Raw genomic sequence first — 22,116 nt, 5'->3', positions numbered from 1 at the left:
TGCCCTTGATTGTCCTCGGCTTTTTCAGCCTTGGCTTGTGATGGGGGAGCTTAGATCGCGTCGGATCCGGTCTCGCCCGTACGGATGCGGACGGCCTCTTCGACCGTCGACACGAAAATCTTTCCGTCTCCGATGCGGCCCGTCTGGGCCGCCTTGCGGATGGCTTCGATGGCGCTTTCAGCCATGTCGTCGTTGAGGACGATCTCGAGCTTCACCTTGGGCAGAAAGTCGACGACGTATTCCGCGCCACGGTACAGCTCGGTATGGCCCTTCTGGCGGCCGAAGCCTTTTGCCTCGATGACTGTGATGCCCTGGAGGCCAACCTCCTGGAGGGCTTCTTTGACTTCATCGAGCTTGAAAGGCTTGATGATGGCTTCGATCTTCTTCATCGGATAACCGTTTCGGTTCAGGACTTGCCGCTTTTAGCACCAGGACAGGGGTGCCTTCCATGGCCTCTACGATTCAAACCGGGCAGAATTGCACCCCTCGAAGGCACTTCCTGCTCAAAGTTTGTGCATGTGCGGATTTCGGCAGCAAAGGGGCTCCGAGCAATGATTTTGAGGCTCGAAATGCCCCCTGAACTCGTCCTTCGGTCCCAAGAAATGAAGCAAGCGGACGCTGCGAGCATCGCAGCGGGCATCCCGGGCATCGAACTCATGCGACGCGCCGGCGGTGCCGTCGCCAAAGCTGCTGCCGAAATGCTCACGAAAGAGGCGAAGGTGGTCGTTGCTGCCGGCCCTGGGCAAAATGGAGGCGATGGCTTCGTCGTGGCGACTCTGCTGGTCCGGCAGGGCCACCGTGTCTCCCTCGGATTGCTGGGAAATGTGGAGCGGCTCTCGGGCGATGCCGCGCTGGCTGCGAAGGATTGGAAGGGGCCGGTCGAGGCCGCCGAGGACTTGCCCTTTCCGGAGGCGGATCTGATCGTCGATGCCCTGTTTGGCACCGGGATCGCACGTGACCTCTATGGCTCGGCCCGCGCCGCCGTCGAGCGCATGAACGCTTCCGGTAGGCCGATCCTGGCCGTCGATCTGCCATCCGGCATCGATGGCGACACAGGCCGGGTGAGGGGCGTTGCAGTTAGGGCCATGCGCACGGTGACCTTTGCTGCCCGCAAGCCCTGCCATCTGCTGATGCCGGGACGCGCTTTCAGCGGGGATGTGGAGGTCGCTGACATCGGAATTACCAGCAAGACGCTTGCAGCATCGGGCGGAAAGCTCTTCGCCAACGCTCCCTCTCTCTGGCTCGACAAGCTGCCGAGACCGGAGCTCTCATCTCATAAATACGACCGTGGCCACACGCTTGTGGTCTCCGGCGGTGCGACCCGGACCGGCGCAGCCCGGCTGGCCGCCCGGGCGGCCTTGCGGATCGGATCGGGCCTTGTCACCGTGGCCTCGCCGCCCGAGGCTCTTGGGGTGAATGCGGCCCAGCTGACCGCCGTGATGCTCAGGGGCTGCGATGGCCCCGAGGGACTCCATCATATTCTGCAGGATGTGCGCCTCAACGCCCTGGTGCTGGGACCGGCGCTCGGGGTGCATTCCGGCACCCGTGCCATGGTGGCCGTTGCCGCTCATGCGCGCCGCAGCCTCGTGCTCGATGCGGATGCTCTGACCTCCTTCGAAGACTTGGCCTCGGAGCTTCATCAGGCTTTCCATTATGCCCCGACCGTGCTGACGCCTCACGACGGCGAGTTCAAGCGCTTGTTCAACGGCCACCCGGATATCCTTGATCCGGAATCGAAAATCGAGCGTGCGCACCGCGCGGCGGTCTATACGGGCGCGGTCGTGGTGCTGAAAGGGCCGGATACGGTCATCGCCTCTCCCGATGGCCGGGCCGCGATCAACGAGAACGGCACTCCTTATCTCGGCACGGCAGGCACGGGCGATACGCTGTGCGGCATCATCGCCGGGCTCATGGCCCAGGGAATGCCGCCTTTCGAAGCCGCCAGTGCGGGTGTCTGGATCCATGCAGAGGCGGGCGCGAGCTTCGGGCCGGGGCTGATTGCCGAAGACCTCGCCGAGCTGGTGCCGGGCGTTCTCCGCAAGCTGCTCAACTGACCTCGATCCAAGTCCACAGACCCGCGTCGAACCGCTCCATCACGGTCGAGGCGAGAAGCCACCTGCCGGGATTGTCGGCCACGAAGGCGATGCGGACCGTCCTGTTCTCAGGCACCTGGACCGTGTCCAGCCAATAGGGCTCCCAGCCGTCGTCGAGCGGGTGCAGGAGCCGGAATGAATGGCCGTGCAGGTGCATCGACTGGAGGAAGGCAGTCTCGTTTCTCAAGGCCAGGACCACGGGCGTGCCGCGCCTGACCTTCACGAGAGGCGCGTCCGAGGGCTTGCCTGCAGCTCCATTGACGGTCCAAGGCGCGTTCGAGGTCTTAGGATCGCCCCTGATCACCACATCCCTGCGCGTGGCGTCCTGGAGCCTGATAGCATCCGGCAGCTTGGGATTGGGCGGCAGCGGAGCGATGGGCGGCTGGCTCTCGCGCGTGTCGCCATCCGTCATGATCTCGGCAAGCGGGAACCCGTTGCCGATTTGGGCAATCACGGTGCCGCTCCGGCCCGATTCAGCCGGCAGGTCGATCAGGAGGTCATAACGGTTGCCGGGCGCAAAAGGCAGCATGGCCTTCAATGGCTCGAAGGTGCTGGAGGGCTGCCCATCCACGGCGATCACATAGGCCCTCACTCCGTCGAAGCGCAGGCGCATGGCACGCGCATTGCAGGCATTGGCAAGCCGAAGTCGGATTCGTCCGCCAGGCGGGGCCTTGATCTGCTGAGGGGCCGGCTTGCCATTCAGAGACAGGAAATTGCCGAGACGCCCTGCAGGGGCGGGCTCGGCGAGAGAAAGGCTGCCGTCGTCGGCGAGAGCCCAATCGTCCACAAGAAGTGTGATGTCCTGATCGACCTGGGGAGGATTGGCTTCCTCGACGATCAGGAAGGCCGACAGCCCGCGCTCCATAGGCTCGGCGCTGCCGCCCAGGACGCAGGGGCGGATCAGGAAGGTGCCCGCATCGGGCGGGGTGAAGGTGTAATCGAAGCTCTCGCGGGGGGCGACGGGCTTCCGGGTCAGGCCGCCGACACCATCCATGGAATTCGGAACCCGAACACCATGAAAGTGCAGGGATAGGGGCAGGGCGGTCTCGTTCTTCAGAGAAAGCCGCACATCCGTCCCCTGTTTCAGGCTGAACACAGGGGCCAGTTCGCCATTGAAGGTCCAGAGGTCGGCTTCCTTCGCCGCATCCGGGCGCAGGCGCAGCGCTGCGGGCTTTGCGGTGACGGTCCACCGAAGCCCGTTGCCGTTGTGGCCATCTGCAACTGGCGGGGAGGCTGTCTGGGCTCCCGCCCGTCCCGCCAGGCCGATCAGTGTGGTGGCAAGGCCTGCGGTGGCGGTGCGGCGGGTGATCATCGGGAGAACTCGCGAGGGAAATCGAGCCTAGGGGGTATCTTCTTGAACGGTAAAGGCCAAGTTCGGTTGCCGCCTCAGACCACACGAACTTTTTTGATGCATGGCGCGCCAAGCGTGCTATAGAGCCGCGTCCCGGAAGAGGGGCGCGTGTATCGTGCTGCTCCCAGGCGGGCGTGGCGGAACTGGTAGACGCACTGGATTTAGGTTCCAGCGACGCAAGTCGTGGGGGTTCGACTCCCTCCGCCCGCACCAATCGTCAGGATTGGGTCCGGAGGCTCCTGGCAACTGGTTGACGGCACTATTGCCGCATCGGCCGGAGCCTAACATCAATTTTTCGAGTGAACGAAGGCGAATAGAACAATGCAGGTGACGGAAACACTGTCCCAAGGCTTGAAGCGAGAGTTCAAGGTCGTGCTCCCGGCCACCGAGTTGGAGCAGCGCCTGAACGACGAACTCAACAACATCAAGGGCCGCGTGCGCCTGAACGGCTTCCGCCCCGGCAAGGTGCCGGCGGCCCATCTGCGCAAGGTCTATGGCCGTTCCGTGATGTCCGACGTTCTCCAGAACGCCGTCAACGAGGCTAACCGCAAGATCGTCGAGGATAACGGCCTGAAGCTCGCCCACGAGCCCCAGATCCAGTTCCCCGAGGACAAGGAGACGATCGAGAAGGCCATGGACGCCAAGGGCGATCTGGCTTTCACCGTGGCTCTCGAGGTTCTCCCCGAGTTCGAGCTGGTGGATCTCTCCGGCGTGAGCGTGAAGAAGCCGGTGGCTGAGGTCTCCGATGCCGAGATCACCGAGTCGCTCGAACGGATGGCCAAGCAGAACCGCGCCTTCGAGAAGAAGGACGGCGCATCGGCCGACGGCGACCGCGTGGTCGTCGACTTCGTGGGCCGCATCGACGGCGCCGAGTTCGAGGGCGGCAAGGGCCAGGACATCCGTGTGGAGCTCGGCTCGAACACCTTCATCCCGGGCTTCGAGGAGCAGCTCATCGGCCTGAAGGCTGGCGACACCAAGCTCGTGAAGGTCAAGTTCCCGGAGAACTACCTGGCCGCGCACCTGGCCGGCAAGGACGCCGAGTTCGACGTGATCGTGAAGGAGATCGAGGCTCCCGGCGAGCTGAAGATCGACGACGAGATGGCCAAGGGCTTCGGCATGGAGTCCCTGGACAAGCTCAAAGAAGCCATTCGCGACGCCATCAAGCGCGACTTCGACACTCAGTCCCGGCGCAAGGTGAAGAAGGAACTCCTCGACGCTCTCGACGCCAAGTACAGCTTCGAGTTGCCTCCGACCCTGGTCGAGCAGGAATTCGCTGCCGTGTGGTCGCAGGTCGAAGCCGACATGAAGTCGAACGGCCGCACCTTCGCCGACGAGGACACCACTGAGGAAGAGGCCAAGGCGGACTATCGCAAGATCGCCGAGCGCCGTGTTCGTCTCGGCTTGGTCCTTGCACAGATCGGCGAGAAGTCCGATATCAAGATTTCCGACGACGAGGTGACTCAGGCCCTCATCGAGCGGGTCCGCCAGTATCCCGGCCAGGAGCGGCAGGTCTGGGAGTTCTACCAAAAGAACCCGCAGGCTCTAGCTGAAATCCGGGCTCCTCTGTTCGAGGAGAAAGTTGTCGACCAGATCCTCTCCCAGGTGAAGGTGGATGAAGAGAAGGTTTCCAAGGACGCTCTCTTCAGCGACGATGACGCCGAGACCGATTCCAAGCCGACGGGTAAGGGCGGTAAGAAAGCCAGCAAGAGCGAGTAACGCTTCATCTCAAGCGTCTCGTAGCTTGCATCAATCAGACGGCCGCGCATTTTGCGCGGCCGCTTTGGAGCAGTGAGACATGAGAGATCCGGTAGCGCTCTATAACAACACGCTCGTTCCCATGGTGGTCGAGCAGTCGAACCGCGGCGAGCGCGCCTTCGACATCTATTCGCGCCTCCTGCGCGAGAGGATTATCTTTCTGACGGGTCCGGTCGAAGATTATTCGGCTTCGCTCATCGTGGCGCAGCTTCTCTTCCTCGAGGCCGAGAACCCGAAGAAGGAAATTTCCTTCTATATCAATTCGCCCGGCGGCGTTGTGACCTCGGGTCTGTCGATTTACGATACCATGCAGTTCATCCGCTGCCCGGTTTCGACGCTGTGCGTCGGTCAGGCTGCCTCGATGGGTTCGCTTCTCCTGACTGCAGGCGAGAAGGGCATGCGCTTTGCGCTCCCGAATGCTCGAATCATGGTTCACCAGCCCTCCGGCGGTTACCAGGGTCAGGTCACGGACATCATGATTCACGCCCGTGAGAGCGAAGCCCTCAAGCGCCGCCTCAACGAGATCTATGTGGGTCATACCGGCCGCAACTACGACGAAATCGACCGGGCCCTTGAGCGCGACAACTTCATGACGGCGGAAGCTGCCCGTGAGTTCGGCCTCATCGACCAGGTGATCGAGAAGCGTCCTGAGCCGGCGGCAACCCCGGTCTAATCCTTAAAACCTGGGGAAAAATTCTCCTCAGGTGCGTCTTTTTGGCCTGTAATCCCGTTTCTGTTGATCGCGCGCTCGGGCCGTGATTGCATGTGGATTCGGGAAACGAGGCGATTTGACTGTGAAAATTGTTAGCGTCGGAACCTTTCATTAGTTCTGACGCTCATAACTTAAGAGGTGCGGGGTCGGCGCAGGGTCGTCCCGGCACGGATTGGAGATGTGATAATGACCAAGGCTGGCGGCAACGACTCCAAGAGCACGCTGTACTGCTCCTTCTGCGGCAAGAGCCAGCACGAGGTTCGCAAGCTGATCGCTGGCCCGACGGTTTTCATCTGCGATGAATGCGTCGAGCTCTGCATGGATATCATCCGCGAGGAGTCGAAATCGTCTCTCGTGAAGTCCCGGGATGGCGTGCCCACCCCGAAGGAAATCAGCCGCGTTCTGGATGACTACGTGATCGGCCAGGAGCACGCCAAGAAGGTGCTCTCGGTAGCGGTCCACAACCATTACAAGCGCCTGGCCCACGCGACGAAGCACAACGATGTGGAACTGGCGAAGTCCAACATCCTGCTGATCGGTCCGACCGGCTCGGGCAAGACGCTGCTTGCGCAGACGCTCGCCCGCATTCTGGACGTGCCTTTCACCATGGCCGACGCCACGACGCTGACCGAAGCCGGTTATGTGGGTGAGGACGTCGAGAACATCATTCTGAAGCTGCTCCAGGCCTCCGACTACAACGTCGAGCGGGCTCAGCGCGGCATCGTCTATATCGACGAGATCGACAAGATCTCCCGCAAGTCCGACAACCCGTCGATCACCCGCGACGTGTCGGGCGAGGGCGTGCAGCAGGCTCTCCTGAAGATCATGGAAGGCACCGTTGCCTCCGTGCCTCCGCAGGGTGGGCGCAAGCACCCGCAGCAGGAATTCCTGCAGGTGGACACGACCAACATCCTGTTCATCTGCGGCGGCGCCTTTGCCGGCCTCGAGCGGATCATCGCCGGTCGCGGCAAGGGCACATCCATCGGCTTCGGCGCCACGGTGAGCTCGCCGGATGACCGCCGCACGGGCGAGATCTTCCGCGAGGTGGAGCCCGAGGATCTCCTGAAGTTCGGCCTCATCCCCGAATTCGTTGGCCGTCTGCCCGTCTTGGCGACGCTGGAGGACCTCGACGAGGAAGCCCTGAAGAAGATCCTGCAGGAGCCGAAGAACGCTCTCGTGAAGCAGTACCAGCGTCTCTTCGAGATGGAGAACGTGCAGCTGACCTTCCAGGAGGAGGCCCTGACCCTCATCGCCCGCAAGGCGATCGAGCGGAAGACGGGTGCCCGCGGCCTGCGCTCCATCATGGAAGGCATCCTGCTGGAGACCATGTACGACCTGCCTGGCCTCGATTCCGTCGAGCAGGTGGTGATCGGCCCCGAGGTGGTGGAGGGCAAGGCCAAGCCGCTCTTCATCCATGGCGACCGCAGCGAACAGACTGCGAGCGCCAGCGCTTAAGGGGTTCAGGGGGCTCCCTTCATGACGAAGGACGTTGCGGGCACGGTTCTTGAAACGCGTATTCTGCAACGCCACATACTTACTTGCGTGGCGGCTGTCCGCTCATCCCCCGAGGGACGGCGCCACGTACCGGATGCAGCCCATAAAAAAAGCCTGAGCATTCCGGTATCCCGTCCGGGAACCAGCTTATTCAAGGGGCCCTCCGGACGCATACATAAGGATGTTGTCTCATGACACAGTCGAAGCCACGTCAGCCTGTTGTCCCGGGCTCGACCGGAACCTATGCGGTTCTGCCTCTTCGCGACATCGTCGTCTTCCCGCACATGATCGTTCCGCTTTTCGTCGGTCGCGAGAAGTCGATCCGCGCGCTTGAGGAAGTGGTCAAGAACGACCGTCACATCCTGCTCGCAACGCAGATCGATGCGACGGATGACGATCCCGCTACGGACGCGATCTACAAGGTCGGTACGCTTGCCAACGTGCTCCAGCTCCTCAAGCTGCCCGACGGCACGGTGAAGGTACTGGTCGAGGGTGCGAGCCGTGCGCAGGTGAAGACCTATGTCCGCACCGATGAATATTACGAGGCCGAAGCCGAAGTGCTTCCGGAATCCCTTGGCGACCAGATCGAGGCCGAAGCTCTCGCTCGCTCGGTGGTGGCCGAGTTCGAGAATTACGTGAAGCTCAACAAGAAGGTGTCGCCGGAGGTTGTCTCCGCCGTGACCCAGATCGACGAGCCCGCAAAGCTCGCCGATACGATTGCTTCGCACCTCGCCATCAAGATTGCCGACAAGCAGGCGATCCTGGAGACGCCGACCGTTGCGCAGCGCCTCGAGAAGGTGCTCGGCATGATGGAGAGCGAAATCTCCGTCCTGCAGGTCGAGAAGCGCATCCGGACTCGCGTGAAGCGTCAGATGGAGAAGACGCAGCGCGAGTACTATCTCAACGAGCAGATGAAGGCGATCCAGAAAGAACTCGGCGACGACGAAGGTCGCGACGAGTTGGCCGAGCTCGAAGAGAAGATCGAAAAGACCAAGTTCACGAAGGAAGCCCGCGAAAAGGCGCTCGGCGAGCTGAAGAAGCTCCGCCAGATGTCGCCCATGTCCGCGGAAGCGACCGTCGTGCGCAACTATCTCGATTGGTTGCTCGGCATTCCGTGGGGCCGCCGCTCGAAGATGAAGAAGGATCTGAAGGCTGCTCAGGACATTCTCGATTCCGATCATTACGGTCTCGACAAGGTCAAGGAGCGCATCGTCGAGTACCTGGCCGTGCAGCAGCGCGCCAACAAGCTCACGGGTCCGATCCTCTGCCTCGTCGGTCCTCCCGGCGTCGGTAAGACCTCGCTCGGCAAGTCGATCGCCAAGGCCACGGGGCGCGAGTTCGTGCGCATGTCGCTCGGCGGCGTCCGTGACGAGTCGGAAATCCGCGGTCACCGCCGGACCTATATCGGCTCGATGCCCGGCAAGATCATCCAGTCGATGCGCAAGGCCAAGACGTCCAACCCGCTCATCCTGCTCGACGAGATCGACAAGATGGGCATGGACTTCCGCGGCGATCCGTCGGCTGCCTTGCTGGAGGTTCTCGACCCTGAGCAGAACAACTCGTTCAATGATCATTACCTGGAGGTCGATTACGATCTCTCCAACGTGATGTTCGTGACGACGGCCAACACGCTCAACATTCCCAGCCCGCTTCTCGACCGTATGGAAGTGATCCGTATCGCGGGTTACACCGAGGAAGAGAAGGCCGAGATTGCCCGCACGCACCTGATCCTGTCGTCCATGCAGAAGCATGGCTTGGCGGAGAAGGAGTGGAAGATCGGCGATGATGCTCTGCTCATGCTGATCCGCCGCTACACCCGCGAGGCGGGTGTGCGTAACCTCGAGCGCGAGATCAACAATCTCGTCCGCAAGGCGGTGAAGGAGATCCTTCTCTCCAAGGTCCCGTCCGTCGAGGTCACCACGGAGAACCTGCCGGACTTCCTTGGTCCCCCGCGCTATCGCTACGGCGAGGCCGAGACGGAGGATTCGGTCGGTACGGTTACGGGTCTTGCCTGGACCGAGGTGGGGGGCGAGCTGCTTACCATCGAAGGCATCATGATGCCGGGCAAGGGCAAGATGACCGTCACGGGCAACCTGCGTGACGTCATGAAGGAATCGATTTCGGCCGCGGCGTCCTACGTCCGCTCCCGTGCGGTTGCCTTCGGCGTCGAGCCGCCGCTGTTCGATCGGCGCGACATCCACGTGCACGTGCCGGAAGGCGCGACGCCGAAGGATGGTCCGTCCGCCGGTATCGCCATGGCGACCGCCATCGTCTCTGTCATCACCGGTATTCCGGTTCGCCGCGATATCGCCATGACGGGCGAGGTCACGCTGCGGGGCAGGGTGCTGCCCATCGGCGGCTTGAAGGAAAAGCTCCTGGCGGCCCTTCGCGGCGGCCTCAAGAAGGTCTTGATCCCTGAGGAGAACGCCAAGGATCTGGTCGACATCCCGGCGAGCGTGAAGAACGGCCTGGAGATCGTCCCGGTCTCCACGATGGATCAGGTGCTCCAGCATGCCCTCGTGCGCGTGCCTGAGCCGATCGAGTGGGACGAAGCTTCGGTCCTCAAGGGCCCCAAGCCCGCCGTCGAGGACGACGGAGCCGGAGTCGTTGCACACTAACGTCTGACGCTACGTTAAGTGAAAACAGGCCCCCGGATGGCGAATTCGGGGGCTTTTTGGTGAGAAACGGCAAAAAATGGCTCATTTGCGGCGCTTTGGGGGTTGCTTCAGGGCCAGCTTTAGGCCACACGAATGCTCCCTGAAACGGTGATACATAACTTTACGATCGCCGTGATCACTGGAGGATACAAAATGAACAAAGGCGCGCTCGTTGCTGCCGTCGCCGACAAGGTCGGTCTTTCTCGTGGCCAGGCTGGTGAGGCGATCGACGCCGCCATCGAGGCGATCACCGGCGCTCTGAAGCAGGGCGACGAGGTGAAGATCGTCGGCTTCGGCACGTTCGTGGTGACCAACCGTGCTGCCGGTGAAGCCCGCAACCCGCGCACCGGCGAGAAGGTGAAGGTTCCGGCTTCGAAGACCCCGAAGTTCCGCGCCGGCGCTGGCCTCAAGGACGCCGTCAACGCGAAGTAAGCGCTTTTAAAGCCGCATTCGCTTTTAAGAGGGCCAACACGCTTGCGTTGTTGGCCTTCTCTTTTTATGTCAGGGGCGCATCAGGGCTGGAAACATCCACAGCTTCTGATAAGACGCATGCTCCTTCGGCGAAAGATTCTCGAAGGCATCGCAAAAGGGCGGTTAGCTCAGCTGGTAGAGCATCGGTTTTACACACCGCAGGTCGGGGGTTCGATCCCCTCACCGCCCACCATTTCCTTCCCCTGCCTCAGGTCACACGACCGTAGGGCCGGGCTTTAGGTCTCGTTTTCCTTTTCGTCCTCTGCCAGCCTGTCGAGCACCTTTTCGGGTGCCACGTGCTTTTGCAGTTCCTTCAGGCTGGGATCGGAGGCGTCCTGGATGCCGAGGTGCTCAGCAATGGCTATCGTGAGCGAAAGCAGCCGCGTGATCTCGTGCTCCGACAGGAGATTGGTCTGAAGATCGAGCTCGGCCCTGCGGTCGGCTTCCGCCGCGGCGCGGTTCTGGCTGATGAGCACAAAGGTGGAGAGGAAAATGGCTTCCACAGAGGCGACCGTCGCCAGGATGACGAAGCTCGGATCGAACGGTGCGATGCCGGGGACAAGCTCCACATTGATGGCGGTCCATGCTCCAACCAGTGCCAAATGCAGGTAGACGAAGAGCATGCTGCCGCTGAAGCGCGTAATGGTATCGGCGATACGATCCTGCAGACCGGCCTGATTTGCCTCTTCCTGTCGCTTGTTGCGAAGCACATGGATGTTGCGCTCCAGAACAGACGCAAAGTCGCCGGGCCGGAGTGCTCCAGTGCTTGGGCTATTCCGCCTGTGATCCCGTTTCTGCTCCGTCACAAACTCGATCCTTCTTCTCGTGTCGGCAGGACAAGAACGACTGGTGAGCTGAAGAGTTCAGGAGCTTTGCCGGAGGAGGAGCGACGCGCGGGGTTGAGGTGGAACGCCGCACCCCTGCAACAAGCGGGATGGCCAATAGTTTTGAGCAAATTCCTCCCGAGACGCTCCTGCAACTAGCCCGCTCCGCGACATGTGGAGCGGGCCCCTTCCTGCGCGTGAGTCAGAGCCGTTACCGCATCGTCTGCTGCATGGTTTCCAGCATGGCGATGTGCTCGCGGATATGACCGCGGGCCATCTTGGCCACGTTCATATGCTCGCGGTTCTGCGAGTTCGATTGCAGGTAGCGCTCTTGCACCTGGAGCAGGTCGCGATGGCCTTGAAGCTGAGCCTCCAGATAGGCCTTGTCGAATTCGGCGCCGCTCTGCTGGTTTTGCAGCTTCTGCATCATGTCACGGGTGCTGGCGTCCATCTGCATCGCGCCCTGCATGTTCGCGCCCGCCTGACCGGTGGCGGCGGTGGCTCCGGGATCCATCATCGAGCGCAGAACCTCGGCCAGAGTGGTCTGCTCCTGCACCTCGAAATTCGCGAAGCGTTTCAGATCTTCGTGACGCGCCTTGTTCATGGCGATACGGCTCGATTCCATGGCAACCATGCCAAGCTGCATGGTCTGCTGCATGTGCTGCATCTCGGCCTGTCCCATCTGGCCGCCCATGCGGCTCGGAGAGGAGCCGCCCGAGGCTCCGGGCTGCATGGTGGAGGATGATCCGCTGGTTTGCGCGAGGGCAGGGGCGGTCACGATGGCGGCAGCAAGGCCACCGAGAAGGAGGGCGCGACGGTCCATAGGAATTTCTCCTGCTGAAAGCTCACGGCCGGGCCGCGACACGCCGGGGATGGCGCTCGACTCTGGGCTGCCGCTGCTGTCGCGAACGCTGGACCATTGCCTTTGTTTCAGCTTGACGGGAAGCGAGGCGGAATAAGCTGTTCTTGAGGTGGCTGGTCTCGAGATGTGCATTTCAGGTCCTTTTGGCCACGAAAGTGCATTTCAGGGGTTGCGAACCGGTGCTTCCGAAGCTAATTGACACAGGCCGTTCAAGGTGTCGGAGCGTAGCGCAGCCCGGTTAGCGCACTAGTCTGGGGGACTAGGGGTCGTGGGTTCAAATCCCGCCGCTCCGACCATTCTTTTCAAGAGCTTAGAGGTTTTCTGCGTCCGGAAGTTCGATATTCCGGAAGCATGAAGCCGGGGGGCGTCCTCTGTGCCGCTATCGAACCTTTAGCCTAGTTCTCAGGCGATGCCCTGAAATCCTCCGGCATGTAGAGGTCTCTTCAGCTCTGACCCGCCCCCTGTCATCAACGATGTGCCAATAGCGCCATGAGCGCCAATAGCTCTCCCAGCTTTCCGCACAACGTTGGGCTGGGCACGCCGACGATGCTCCCAGCCAAAGCCCCGGAGGCAGCCGTCGTACTCGATTGCCGTTCTGGCGGGCCAGAACCTACGCACGAGCGCGCTGCCGCCCTTGTCCCGTGAGGCTATCAGCCCGTGAGGTTCCAGCAGTTTAGGTATTGAGGCTTATCGATGCCGACCAAGCGCGTTCGTGTTCATTACCGCTGTCTCCACCGAAGTTCGGACCGCTGATTGCCGGGACATTGGCTGACTCGGTTGCTCAGGCTCTACAGCATCAGGTCGATGGTGTGCCGCTTGATGCGGCAGCCAAACTCCGGACCTGCCTGGATCTGGATCATGGGAGTATTCTGCTCAATGGCCGAAAGGCAACCAAGAGTGACGATGTCTACGGAGAGCTAGTCCGCTTCCGCGAGGATACTCATATCCCGCTTCTTATGCAGAGTGCAGCCAACGTGGCCGAGCTTGAGGTTCGAGAGCTTGTGAAGCCAAACGATGCCGAAGTCTTGCGCGGCATGAGCTTCTTTTGATCCGGGGTGACCATGTCCTGATTGTTGAGCAGGACCTGACCACTGGCGTTTTTGAGCGGTATCTGTCCTGGCTTCTCTGCGACAGAACTCAGGTGGCAGCAAAGACCGGAGGGGTCAACTCCTGCGCGAGGTTCTTCTCGATGACAGCGCCCATATCCTCAAGGATGTGAATTCGATTAACCTGAGGCGCCGCCCCTCAGCCTGAATGACCTAAGACTGGACACCGAAAGCAATTTCTCGGCACGGATGACCGGGGAGAGACAAGGCCTTCAGCTATAAGGATCCCGTCAACGCATTTCCGATGGCGGCTGCGTAATTCCGATAAGGCTGAACGGCCAGAAACCTGCGCTTCCAGCGTCTTAAGTTCGTTCCTGATGCAGTGAAAACGATGTCGCGCATCAGCATCGCCCTTGTTGGCATGCGTTGCCTGCGGTGAGGCGTACAGCCCGCGGTCGAACCTTGGATGCATCGCTTGCAATGAATAGCCTGTGCCAGAGACGATGGTTCAGCGTAAAAAAGCGCCCGACGTCTCATGGGCGCTCGAAGGTCCGATCCGTAGGGGCACAAGTCACAGTGGCCTCCGATCCGGAAAGATCTGTTTCGCCCTGTCGGTACATTCCGACGTAGGAATACGGTGGGCGAAGAGCCGATAAGCCTGTCTATACAAGCCTCCCCTGTTGTCGAGGCAATCAAGAAGATAAGAAATGCCACCCCAGGCTCTTTCAGCCGATCATCGCACCAACCGGCTCCTGGCTGCCCTGAAGCCGGAGGATTTTGCGCTTCTGGAGCCCCACCTCGAACTCGTCGAACTGGCGCGGGGCCAGGTGCTCTATGACACGGGCGAGGCCATATCCTACGCTTACTTCCCGAATGACACTGTCGTGTCGCTCGTGAATGTTCTTGAGGATGGCCAGACCGCCGAGGTGAGCGTGTTCGGGCGCGAGGGGGTTCTAGGCCTGCTGAGTGCGCAAGTCACGCAGGAGGCCTTCGGGCGCTATGTCGTGCAGATGCCCGGCACGGCATCACGCATTCCGGTCGACTTCCTGAACGAGGTGAGGAATGCCTGCCCGGCCCTGCGGCGGCTGATCATGAGCTATGGCGAAGCGTTGCTGGCGCAGGCGTTTCAGAGGGTTGCCTGCAATGCCGTTCACAGCGTTGAGGCGCGCTGCTGCCGCTGGATCCTGAGGCTACAGGATCGGGTGGGGAGGGACACCTTGCTGCTCACGCATGAATTCCTGGCCGAGATGCTGGGGGTGCAACGCCCGACCGTGAGCGTTGTCCTGCGAACGTTGCAGGCGGCCGGACTGATCCAGCAGAGCCGCGGCAGCATCACCGTGACCAACCGGGCGGGGCTCGAAGACAGCACCTGCGAATGCTACGGCCGGATCCGGCGCATCTACCAGCGCCTCTTGCCCGGCTCTTACTCACCACAGGTCCCGTCTGGATCGAAATCGCCGTGAGCATCTGCGCAACTCGCAGGATACCCTTATGGAACGACGCAGTTCAGGCGCCACTGCAAGGAAAATAAGGATATAAGGCAATCCCTCTGGGATAGGGTCACTGTCCTCCTCGTACCCTGATGATAGGAACAAAGGGGCGGGAGGTGATGGCAGGTGTCCAAGTCTTATTACCGCAATTCCAGGGCTTATTACCGTAATCATGCCCACGAGGGAGACATCCCAGGGCTGCGTCTGCCCCGCTATGCTTGGGAGATGCTGCATGAGCAAGGCATCACGACCCTCGACCAGCTCAGGGCTGTGGCTGACCGGCTCCATAAGTTGCCGGGCATTGGAACTAAGACGGCGCAACTGATCCGAGAGGAGCTCGCCCGTGCCACACCGCCCGAAGCGCCGCCTTCGGACAAGGAGTAGCACCTGTACCGTAATTCGCAGAAGTGCCTTTAATCAGACCCACATGCCTCAGTAGTATTTCCACATTCGAAACCGCCCCGAGGGAGAGTATCTTGACCTCGATTCCGACGGCGCAACCCTAGGCGACATCGACACGGCCCATGCTCTCGCCTTGAGGATGGCGCGAGAGCTGTGAGACTGGCCTGAAGTTCATTTTCACGCCGTCATCGAGGTCGCGAACGAGAGTGGCCAAACGCTGTTGGTGGTTCCGTTCTCGGAAGTGATCGGTGCCAATCGGTAAAGCAGTGTCATTCCGAGAAGCCCCTTTGTGGAACTGGTGGAGAGCCGTTACGGCAGGAGGCAGCCGATAGCGAAAACATCGCTCCACCGCAGCACTCGGTCGGATCACGGCCTGTGTCTTTCCCGGTACAGCCACACCCCGGCAAATCAGGCACTCTTCCCCTGTTCAAATTGGAAGGCTGCGGGGGCACTCCTTCTTGGTTCTTGGGAAGCGCCTCGGCTCTATGCCGGGGCGTTTCTCGTTAACGGGAGCACGATGATGGCGGGCAAGAACGTAACCCGAGTGGAGTTGATGGAGGCCGTGCGTCAGCAACTCGGCCTCTCGCGGGCAGAGTCGACCGAGTTGGTCGGGCAGGTTCTTCGGGAGATTTGCGACACTCTTGCAGCGGACAAGACCGTGAAGCTGTCGGGGTTCGGCACGTTCACCGTGCGCGAGAAGGGCCTGCGGGTGGGGCGGAATCCAAAGACAGGGGTTGAGGCGCCCATCGAGCCCCGCCGGTCCATTTCGTTTCATGCCTCACATGTTCTCAAGGCCCATGTGAATAGCGGCAAAAAGAAACCCCTCCCGGGGTAGAGTCGAACGGGGTTCTGTTTGGAGGCTTGATACGCAATGCAGCCTGCCTTGTGTGTAACAGCAGGGAGTTGTGTAGCAGCAGGGAGTCAATGGCCTGTTGTCTCTACCTATACCAATGGCGCTTGCGGACTTCCCATGCTTCCGATTGAACTGCGCCTTGGGGATGGCTTCGGCACAGGAAAGGCCTTCTCACCCGCTTTTGTCAGTAGGTGAGAAGGCCTCCTAGTCCTGAAGGTTCTTTCGGGAAGCAACCTCCGCGAGAGGAATGATCCAGTCGAGTATCCGTTTCAGCTTGGCGATACAAAAAGCACGCCCGACCAGGTTGAAGCAGGGCCTAGCTTAAATCAGGAAGCTCACACAGAAGCTTAGTCAAGCAGTAAGGCTCAGGAACGTCGGATCCGCGACTGTACCACAACTGCCGCCGCCGCATCGTTGCAGGGGGAGAAGTGTGCCGCCGCGCGATCCGTCCTCAAGCCTTGAGTCGCGCGGATCGTATCCGCAATCAGGACCAGGACGATATCGCGACCTGATCGCCGGAACGTCATCAATCCGATCGATTCAACGCGCCCTCGTCCTGATTGAGAATCGCGTCGAGGGGGCACGTCCAGTTGCCGCACGTCCCACAAGCCTACACCATCAATTAATCAAAGGGCCGCTATCCATTTGCGCACACGAAAGGGGCCGAAAGCAGCGTAAGATTATCGTCAACTGAGGAAGGTCCTCACCTGATTAGAAAACGCCATGTGTATACTCTGGTGATCACCGGCGGCTTCAACGTGTATCCGAAGGAGATCGAGGACGAGATCGATGCCATCCCGGGCGTCTTCGAGAGCGCCGTGATTGGCCTGCCGCACAAGGACTTCGGCGAGGGCGTCACGGCCGTCGTGGTCCGCTCGAAGGAGGCAGGGGTCGACGAGAAGACGATCCTGGCGGCGCTCGATGGCCGGCTGGCGAAGTTCAAGCTGCCCAAGCGGGTCGTCTTCGTCGATGAGTTGCCGCGCAACACCATGGGCAAGGTGCAGAAGAACGTGCTGCGCGAGCACTTCGCCGATCTGTACATTCCGTCGGCACGGGCGTCCTAGACGGCGAGGCAGAGGATATCACGGGCGATTATACAGAGAAATCGCGGCCCAACATCTGCGCTTTCCTAACTGATCCTGATCTCATGCGAATTGCCGAACGTCTCCTTCTGGCACTTCTCAGACATTGCGCTTTGGTCAGCTTGCGAGCGGTAAGCGGACGTTCAAGAAGGGCAGGGGACTTCCGAGTCCGACGCTACCCGGACATTCCGTCGAATGATGCGAGGTTTTCGGTTTGCAGCAGCGGCAGATGGGCTTCCTGAAACGGGCGGCCGGCCAGATTGTACCAACGGACGAGGAACCCAGGCCATCGAGACCCATGGCCGATACGCCCTCGAAGGCGCCGATCTTGCGTTCTGCATGGACGCGATTGGGAAGGGGCGGACCGAGGATGATACGCTTGAGGAACATGGTTACCTTGGCCGCAGGCCTCCGAGGAGGTTAAGGAGCCGAAACTACGCCGTTTTGTTCGGTCATGGAGCCCGGCGTGATCTTTGAGACGATCTGAACGGGCGGGTGCAGGCCTCGACTAACTGACGTCGAGCCTCGGATGTTCCACGGCTGACCAATCCCGTAAGCACATGGAAGCAATGGATTGGCGTGCCGCTAGCGTGACACTTGGTTGCTCCTGATGATGTTCAACAGTTCCTCACGCACCTGCGGCCACCGATCCTCCGGCACGAAGGCTGCCAGCCCGTCGATGATTCCGTTCAGTTTCTCCTCATCGCCGGCGTGCGGATCGGTCAGGTAATGGCCGTGCTTCTGAAGATTCTCCGAAAGTTTCTCATCAAGGGATTCAAGGAGATTCGTCATTCGGATGTCTCCCGCTTAGTCGGGTAGATCGCTGTCCCGACAGGTCGGTCGTTAACGCTGCCGCCCTCCAGTGGTTCTTGCTACAGCTGCGAGGGTGTGTGCAGTCCATTGCGCTGTCACACAACCCGAAATGCATGCAACCCGGCACGGCACTGTCAGGTGGGACATTGCGATGCCAAGGCATGTGCCGGCCGGTTTCGTGAAAGGATCCTTGAGTGCATTGGAGGTTCTACGGCGTAAGCTGACCTCATGGATGCAAAGCACGTAGCTGGGATCGTGATCGCCGGCGCTCTCGGCGTCGTGACCGATCTACGCTTGGACAACATCTTGTTGGAGATAATCCTCGCCATCGCTGTGGCTGGAGTCCTGCGACTTGTGTTCAAGCTCCCGAACAAAGGGTCCTGATTTTACGCCCGATCCATGATCTTCGTCTCGGTATCTGCTTCGCTCCGGGTGGGACGGTGCCCATCAACGCACCGCCTATGGCGAGAGCCCCTGCCAATCATGTGATTGGCAGGCCTTCGCACCTCTCTCGTCCCTTGCTCGACCCGGGCAATGAACAAGGTTCTGTCCGGATCAGTCGATCTGGACGCCCGCCTCCTTCACGACCGGGGTCCACTTGGCGATCTCGGTCTTGACGTGCTCGGCCAGAGCCTCCGGCGTCGAGCCGACCACCGTGGCGCTGAAGGTCTTGAGCCGCTCCTGCACGGCCGGGTCCGCCACGGCCTCGCGGGCCTCGGCATTCAGGCGGTCCACCATCTCCTTCGGGGTCTTGGGCGGCGCGAACAGGGCATTCCAGGTGTATGTCTCGTAGCCCGGCAGGGACTCGGCGATCGTTGGCATGTCGGGGAACGACGGCGCTCGCTCTTTTGTCGTCACCGCGATGCCACGCAGCGTGCCGGCCCGGATGAACTCGGAGGCCGACGGCAGGTTGTCGAACATGATCGGCACCTGGCCGGCCACCACATCATTCAGGGCGGGGCCGGAGCCGCGGTAGGCGATGTGCTGCATCGAGACCTTGGCCATGCTCTTGAAGAGTTCGCCCGACAAATGCAGGGGCGTGCCGACACCCGAGGAGGCGTAGTTGTGCTTGGAGGGGTCCGCCTTCAGGAGCGCGATCAGCTCCGGGACGGTCTTGGCCGGCAGGCTGGGATGGACCACCAGCACGTTGGGCACGAGGACAAGCAGGGAGACCGGGGTAAAGTCCGTCATGGCATCGTAGGGCTTGCGCTTGAGCATGAGCGGGTTGAGCGCGTGGGTGGCGACCGTGCCCATCAGGATCGTGTAGCCATCCGGCTCTGCCTTCGCGACACGGGCGGCGCCGGTGCTGCCGCCGGCACCGGCCACGTTCTCGATGATCACCTGCTGGCCCAGGCCCTCGGACATCTTCTGGGCAATGATACGCGCGACCACGTCGGTTGAGCCGCCGGCCGCAAAGGGCACGACCATAGTGATCGGGCGCGTGGGAAAGGTCTGGGCTGTCGAAGGCCCTAGACCCAGGGCGGTGCTGGCCAGAAGGGCACCGCTGATGAGAAGGGCTTGGCGTCGAGTTGCCTTGTTCACGATCACTTCTCCCATGAAGACGTTTCGGTTTCGAGGAATGCTGGGTAATCTCACAGAACCAACGCGTGATCCACGTCCGTGGCTCGAAAACCTGTGCGGAGTTGAACGCCGGAAACAGTAAAGAGAGCGTCGCGTACACTCTCACGGATGAACAATGATTGCTCAACTGCTCGGCAACGAAACCGCTAACGATCCGGCTGTCCGTGCGGGCCGTGTCATCGGCAATGTCATTGGGACTACGTTCTATCCGGTTCTTGCCGGAGTGGTCCTGACGCGCGTTTCCTAAGACCTCGACAAGAGGACCGAAAACGCGGCTTTAGGAATCCTTGCGCGGGAAACCTTGCACAGTGGTATTGCCGGGAAAAGTAAGTGTCCTGATCCACGATCAGTGCGGCAATGTTCTCAGAAGCCACAGCATCTGCGTCGGCCCGAAGCGCTCCGCCCGATCAACGGACCAACCTGCTCGTTCGAAGAGCCTTTCAAGATCGAATTGGGAAAAGTCGTTGAACCAAGCGTGACTGCGCCTGATGGTGAGATTAGGCAGTGTGTTCGTCGTGTTGTAGCTCAGAACACAGACACGATGGCGACCAGCCAGTTCGGTTAAGACCTGTTGCGGATCAAGAAGGTATTCCAGCAGACCAAGACAAGCAACCCCGTCAGCTTCGACCTTTGGCGGCAGATCGCAGTTCAAGTCGCAAACAATTGTACGATCGTCCCGCCGGACGACATCAGAGGGCAGGTAGCGGATGAAGGTGGGAAGAGAGCGTTCGAGGGTCATCGTCCCGCACCCGAGATCAAGAACTCTCGTGATGTTGGCATCTATGAACCAATCGGCGGCTCTCTGGGCCCTGCGCGCCCATCGGTTTTGCCCCTCCGCCTCGAGGGCCTGCCATCGCTCCAGCAATGTCCGGCCCGCCATGAGCGCCGACGCTGTGCGTCTGCAGCGCTCCTCATCGGAAAGATCGTAAAAGCACAACATGGATCGCCTCCTGCGCGAGGAGTGCTCTCGCACACTGTTCTGACGACTCTTGAGCGGATGATGTCGTGAACCCGTGATCCTCCTCTAGAGGCTTAGCTCACGCGGCACATCCGACACACGGAACACGATATACCTAGTCCTGCGGCACACGGTGTGCTGGCGCACGTTCTTGCCCGTGATCTCCTGAAAGCGGCTGATCGGCGTCTTGGGCTTCCTTGAAGAGGCTTAGAGCGAGGTTCCAAGCGGCCGCTGTCCCCGCCAACGATCTGGTGAGGGCGTCACGTGCTCGCCTCGGAGCCGCTCTCGCCGCCAACCAGAAGCGCATCCCATAAATAGCGTTGCGCGAAGTTCTACCTGTAAGGAGGTTGCAACGTGAGGGAAGATGTGGGGCCGGAATGTCTCCTAATGGCACTAAGCGGCAATAGACCGTTTGTCCGCTCGCACAGCTCGGCGTTAACCTTCGTTAGCGATGCGTGGAGGAACACTGCTCAACCAGGGCATGCTTCCTATCCGTATGCCTCCTCCGGGTCTCAGTGTCTGACGTAAGCGTCCCCGCAACGCGGGTTTATCACTCCCTGCGGAACTTATTGAGTAGGTGCTACTTGCTTCCGGCAGACCTCCAAGGAGGTGCTCATGAGTTGGGGTCACATTCAAGCCAATTGGAAGCAGTTCCAGCGCCATGCGAAGCTCCACTGGGACAGGCTGACGGACGAGGATATCGCCCGGATCAAAGGCCATCGCGAGACTCTCATTTCGTGCCTACAGGAACGCTATGGCTATGCTCATGAGCGGGCGCAGCAGGAGGTTCGGGAGTGGGAGCACCATCTCTAGGCCGAGCACAGGAGGGTCGAATGACCGACACGACCGTGACCAAAGTGAGCAGTGCTTACTCACCAAGTGGCAGCCAGGGCGAGGTCTATCTCGCGTCGGGCAAGCGGATGTCCATGCGACTGTGGCGGGATGAGCCGCCAACCCAGGACAAGCCCAGCCGCAAGCACGAGTATGAGGTTGTCGGCTACGTGATCTCAGGAAGGGCGGAACTGGAGATCGAGGGTCAGACCGTGCGGCTGGAGCCGGGCGACTCCTGGGTCGTACCTGCAGGGTCCGAGCATACTTATCGCATTCTGGAGACATTTACGGCCGTCGAAGCAACTGCTCCTCCTGCTCAGGTCCATAAGCGTGAGCAGCCTTAGTGACGCTGTCGGGTCGTCGCTGGGCCCGGGTGGCTGCCGGAATCTGTCCGGCAGGGAATGTTGAGTGACTGGACCTCCACCCTTGTGGCAGCAGATGGCGGCTGTCAGGGTTAAGCAGACCCCGATAAGCGCTTGGGTTTGTTCCGCCCCAGGAGCGGCCGCGTGTCTTCATGTGCGCATCCCGGCAGAGAAACTCTCACTTCCTCAGATCGTTGGACAGCTTCATCCAATGTTTTTGTGGGACAGCTTTGAGGTCGCGTAGAATGCCAAAGCATAATGATCAGGACCTGCGGATTGCTGAGTTGGCTGCTTTTCTTGATCCCGTCGCCTTTCAACACGGTGAAGATCATTCCCTGGCAAAGCGCCGGAGGGCAGCATGGCGGGAGGCGGCAAACCGGATCAGACAGTAGAGGGATGAACCAGGGCACGACCGCCGCGGCGCTGCGGCGGGACACGTTCTACGCGCGCGACGATCCGTCGTGTAAGCCCAAGGTGGT

At 60.8% G+C, this 22,116-nt stretch carries 21 protein-coding genes, 3 tRNA genes and 1 pseudogene; 18 read left to right on the top strand and 7 right to left on the bottom strand.

All coding sequences use genetic code 11. The features are described 5' to 3' along the window. Positions 1-50 precede the first annotated feature (50 nt). On the bottom strand, positions 51-389 hold the full coding sequence (locus tag AA309_RS10695) for a P-II family nitrogen regulator (RefSeq protein WP_009490961.1): 339 nt from the start codon (positions 387-389) through the stop codon (positions 51-53). Between the two features lie 180 nt (positions 390-569). On the opposite strand from AA309_RS10695, the gene AA309_RS10690 reads away from it, so the two are divergent. Further along, positions 570-2,054, top strand: a complete 1,485-nt coding sequence (locus AA309_RS10690; protein WP_150117488.1) for an NAD(P)H-hydrate dehydratase — start codon at positions 570-572, stop codon at positions 2,052-2,054. Here AA309_RS10690 and AA309_RS10685 read toward each other — a convergent pair. Continuing rightward, the gene (locus AA309_RS10685) at positions 2,047-3,405 is read right to left on the bottom strand and encodes a multicopper oxidase family protein (protein WP_047189009.1); all 1,359 of its coding nucleotides are present in this window, start codon (positions 3,403-3,405) and stop codon (positions 2,047-2,049) included. The genes AA309_RS10690 and AA309_RS10685 overlap by 8 nt on opposite strands. A 167-nt stretch (positions 3,406-3,572) precedes the next feature. Here AA309_RS10685 and AA309_RS10680 point away from each other — a divergent pair. The 7 genes from AA309_RS10680 to AA309_RS10650 all read left to right on the top strand — a co-directional run bounded on the left by AA309_RS10680 (position 3,573) and on the right by AA309_RS10650 (position 10,726). Then, positions 3,573-3,657: transfer RNA gene (locus AA309_RS10680), tRNA-Leu, on the top strand. A gap of 108 nt (positions 3,658-3,765) precedes the next feature. Continuing rightward, the gene (gene tig, locus AA309_RS10675) at positions 3,766-5,160 is read left to right on the top strand and encodes a trigger factor (RefSeq protein ID WP_047189008.1); all 1,395 of its coding nucleotides are present in this window, start codon (positions 3,766-3,768) and stop codon (positions 5,158-5,160) included. Positions 5,161-5,239: 79 nt separating this feature from the next. After that, positions 5,240-5,872 (top strand): ATP-dependent Clp protease proteolytic subunit, encoded by a 633-nt coding sequence (locus AA309_RS10670; protein ID WP_047189007.1) that lies wholly within the window; start codon positions 5,240-5,242, stop codon positions 5,870-5,872. 225 nt (positions 5,873-6,097) lie between these two features. Further along, complete coding sequence (gene clpX, locus AA309_RS10665) at positions 6,098-7,366, top strand: ATP-dependent Clp protease ATP-binding subunit ClpX (protein ID WP_047189006.1); 1,269 nt, start codon at positions 6,098-6,100, stop codon at positions 7,364-7,366. Between the two features lie 230 nt (positions 7,367-7,596). Beyond that, positions 7,597-10,023 (top strand): endopeptidase La, encoded by a 2,427-nt coding sequence (gene lon / locus AA309_RS10660; RefSeq protein ID WP_047189005.1) that lies wholly within the window; start codon positions 7,597-7,599, stop codon positions 10,021-10,023. A 192-nt stretch (positions 10,024-10,215) separates the two neighbouring features. Next, positions 10,216-10,494: an HU family DNA-binding protein gene (locus AA309_RS10655; protein WP_047189004.1), complete on the top strand. Its 279-nt coding sequence runs from the start codon at positions 10,216-10,218 to the stop codon at positions 10,492-10,494. 156 nt (positions 10,495-10,650) lie between these two features. Further along, positions 10,651-10,726: transfer RNA gene (locus AA309_RS10650), tRNA-Val, on the top strand. A 43-nt stretch (positions 10,727-10,769) separates the two neighbouring features. On the opposite strand, the gene AA309_RS10645 is transcribed toward AA309_RS10650, so the two are convergent. Then, positions 10,770-11,339 carry a DUF1003 domain-containing protein gene (locus AA309_RS10645; protein WP_084731076.1) on the bottom strand — a complete coding sequence of 190 codons (570 nt, stop codon included), beginning with the start codon at positions 11,337-11,339 and terminating at the stop codon, positions 10,770-10,772. A 229-nt stretch (positions 11,340-11,568) separates the two neighbouring features. Beyond that, complete coding sequence (locus tag AA309_RS10640) at positions 11,569-12,180, bottom strand: DUF4142 domain-containing protein (protein ID WP_047189003.1); 612 nt, start codon at positions 12,178-12,180, stop codon at positions 11,569-11,571. A 257-nt stretch (positions 12,181-12,437) separates the two neighbouring features. Here AA309_RS10640 and AA309_RS10635 point away from each other — a divergent pair. The 7 genes and pseudogenes from AA309_RS10635 to AA309_RS10610 all read left to right on the top strand — a co-directional run. Further along, positions 12,438-12,515, top strand: a tRNA-Pro gene (locus tag AA309_RS10635). 384 nt (positions 12,516-12,899) lie between these two features. Continuing rightward, positions 12,900-13,268 carry a hypothetical protein gene (locus AA309_RS10630; RefSeq protein ID WP_150117487.1) on the top strand — a complete coding sequence of 123 codons (369 nt, stop codon included), beginning with the start codon at positions 12,900-12,902 and terminating at the stop codon, positions 13,266-13,268. Between the two features lie 704 nt (positions 13,269-13,972). After that, a complete protein-coding gene (locus tag AA309_RS10625) occupies positions 13,973-14,728 on the top strand; it encodes a Crp/Fnr family transcriptional regulator (protein ID WP_047189001.1) in 756 nt (251 codons plus the stop codon). 153 nt (positions 14,729-14,881) lie between these two features. Then, positions 14,882-15,139 carry a helix-hairpin-helix domain-containing protein gene (locus AA309_RS10620; RefSeq protein WP_047189000.1) on the top strand — a complete coding sequence of 86 codons (258 nt, stop codon included), beginning with the start codon at positions 14,882-14,884 and terminating at the stop codon, positions 15,137-15,139. Between the two features lie 64 nt (positions 15,140-15,203). Continuing rightward, positions 15,204-15,314 carry a hypothetical protein gene (locus AA309_RS37635; RefSeq protein ID WP_425286866.1) on the top strand — a complete coding sequence of 37 codons (111 nt, stop codon included), beginning with the start codon at positions 15,204-15,206 and terminating at the stop codon, positions 15,312-15,314. Between the two features lie 363 nt (positions 15,315-15,677). Then, a complete protein-coding gene (locus tag AA309_RS10615) occupies positions 15,678-15,992 on the top strand; it encodes an integration host factor subunit alpha (protein ID WP_047188999.1) in 315 nt (104 codons plus the stop codon). Positions 15,993-16,744: 752 nt separating this feature from the next. Then, positions 16,745-17,074: pseudogene (locus AA309_RS10610) on the top strand (AMP-binding enzyme); the annotation flags it as partial. A 603-nt stretch (positions 17,075-17,677) separates the two neighbouring features. On the opposite strand, the gene AA309_RS10600 reads toward AA309_RS10610, so the two are convergent. Beyond that, complete coding sequence (locus AA309_RS10600; protein ID WP_047188996.1) at positions 17,678-17,884, bottom strand: hypothetical protein; 207 nt, start codon at positions 17,882-17,884, stop codon at positions 17,678-17,680. 576 nt (positions 17,885-18,460) lie between these two features. After that, complete coding sequence (locus AA309_RS10595) at positions 18,461-19,453, bottom strand: Bug family tripartite tricarboxylate transporter substrate binding protein (protein ID WP_425286865.1); 993 nt, start codon at positions 19,451-19,453, stop codon at positions 18,461-18,463. A 148-nt stretch (positions 19,454-19,601) separates the two neighbouring features. On the opposite strand from AA309_RS10595, the gene AA309_RS37200 reads away from it, so the two are divergent. Then, on the top strand, positions 19,602-19,733 hold the full coding sequence (locus AA309_RS37200) for a hypothetical protein (RefSeq protein WP_280136894.1): 132 nt from the start codon (positions 19,602-19,604) through the stop codon (positions 19,731-19,733). Positions 19,734-19,832: 99 nt separating this feature from the next. Here the strand turns inward: AA309_RS37200 and AA309_RS10590 are convergent, their stop codons facing one another. Beyond that, positions 19,833-20,426: a class I SAM-dependent methyltransferase gene (locus AA309_RS10590; protein ID WP_052954622.1), complete on the bottom strand. Its 594-nt coding sequence runs from the start codon at positions 20,424-20,426 to the stop codon at positions 19,833-19,835. A 633-nt stretch (positions 20,427-21,059) separates the two neighbouring features. On the opposite strand from AA309_RS10590, the gene AA309_RS10585 reads away from it, so the two are divergent. Both AA309_RS10585 and AA309_RS10580 read left to right on the top strand, forming a co-directional pair. Further along, a complete protein-coding gene (locus AA309_RS10585; RefSeq protein ID WP_047188994.1) occupies positions 21,060-21,257 on the top strand; it encodes a CsbD family protein in 198 nt (65 codons plus the stop codon). Between the two features lie 20 nt (positions 21,258-21,277). Beyond that, the gene (locus AA309_RS10580; RefSeq protein WP_047188993.1) at positions 21,278-21,619 is read left to right on the top strand and encodes a cupin domain-containing protein; all 342 of its coding nucleotides are present in this window, start codon (positions 21,278-21,280) and stop codon (positions 21,617-21,619) included. Positions 21,620-22,116 lie beyond the last annotated feature (497 nt).

Source organism: Microvirga vignae, assembly GCF_001017175.1.
GTDB lineage: Bacteria > Pseudomonadota > Alphaproteobacteria > Rhizobiales > Beijerinckiaceae > Microvirga > Microvirga vignae.
This window is presented reverse-complemented; position numbering and strand designations above follow the sequence as displayed.

What these genes read in the sequence shown, in the direction of transcription:
- AA309_RS10695 (WP_009490961.1), bottom strand. Translation starts at nt 389, where the DNA reads ATGAAGAAGATCGAAGCCATCATCAAGCCTTTCAAGCTCGATGAAGTC.
- AA309_RS10690 (WP_150117488.1), top strand. Translation starts at nt 570, where the DNA reads ATGCCCCCTGAACTCGTCCTTCGGTCCCAAGAAATGAAGCAAGCGGAC.
- AA309_RS10685 (WP_047189009.1), bottom strand. Translation starts at nt 3,405, where the DNA reads ATGATCACCCGCCGCACCGCCACCGCAGGCCTTGCCACCACACTGATC.
- tig (WP_047189008.1), top strand. Translation starts at nt 3,766, where the DNA reads ATGCAGGTGACGGAAACACTGTCCCAAGGCTTGAAGCGAGAGTTCAAG.
- AA309_RS10670 (WP_047189007.1), top strand. Translation starts at nt 5,240, where the DNA reads ATGAGAGATCCGGTAGCGCTCTATAACAACACGCTCGTTCCCATGGTG.
- clpX (WP_047189006.1), top strand. Translation starts at nt 6,098, where the DNA reads ATGACCAAGGCTGGCGGCAACGACTCCAAGAGCACGCTGTACTGCTCC.
- lon (WP_047189005.1), top strand. Translation starts at nt 7,597, where the DNA reads ATGACACAGTCGAAGCCACGTCAGCCTGTTGTCCCGGGCTCGACCGGA.
- AA309_RS10655 (WP_047189004.1), top strand. Translation starts at nt 10,216, where the DNA reads ATGAACAAAGGCGCGCTCGTTGCTGCCGTCGCCGACAAGGTCGGTCTT.
- AA309_RS10640 (WP_047189003.1), bottom strand. Translation starts at nt 12,180, where the DNA reads ATGGACCGTCGCGCCCTCCTTCTCGGTGGCCTTGCTGCCGCCATCGTG.
- AA309_RS10625 (WP_047189001.1), top strand. Translation starts at nt 13,973, where the DNA reads ATGCCACCCCAGGCTCTTTCAGCCGATCATCGCACCAACCGGCTCCTG.
- AA309_RS10615 (WP_047188999.1), top strand. Translation starts at nt 15,678, where the DNA reads ATGGCGGGCAAGAACGTAACCCGAGTGGAGTTGATGGAGGCCGTGCGT.
- AA309_RS10600 (WP_047188996.1), bottom strand. Translation starts at nt 17,884, where the DNA reads ATGACGAATCTCCTTGAATCCCTTGATGAGAAACTTTCGGAGAATCTT.
- AA309_RS37200 (WP_280136894.1), top strand. Translation starts at nt 19,602, where the DNA reads ATGATTGCTCAACTGCTCGGCAACGAAACCGCTAACGATCCGGCTGTC.
- AA309_RS10590 (WP_052954622.1), bottom strand. Translation starts at nt 20,426, where the DNA reads ATGTTGTGCTTTTACGATCTTTCCGATGAGGAGCGCTGCAGACGCACA.
- AA309_RS10585 (WP_047188994.1), top strand. Translation starts at nt 21,060, where the DNA reads ATGAGTTGGGGTCACATTCAAGCCAATTGGAAGCAGTTCCAGCGCCAT.
- AA309_RS10580 (WP_047188993.1), top strand. Translation starts at nt 21,278, where the DNA reads ATGACCGACACGACCGTGACCAAAGTGAGCAGTGCTTACTCACCAAGT.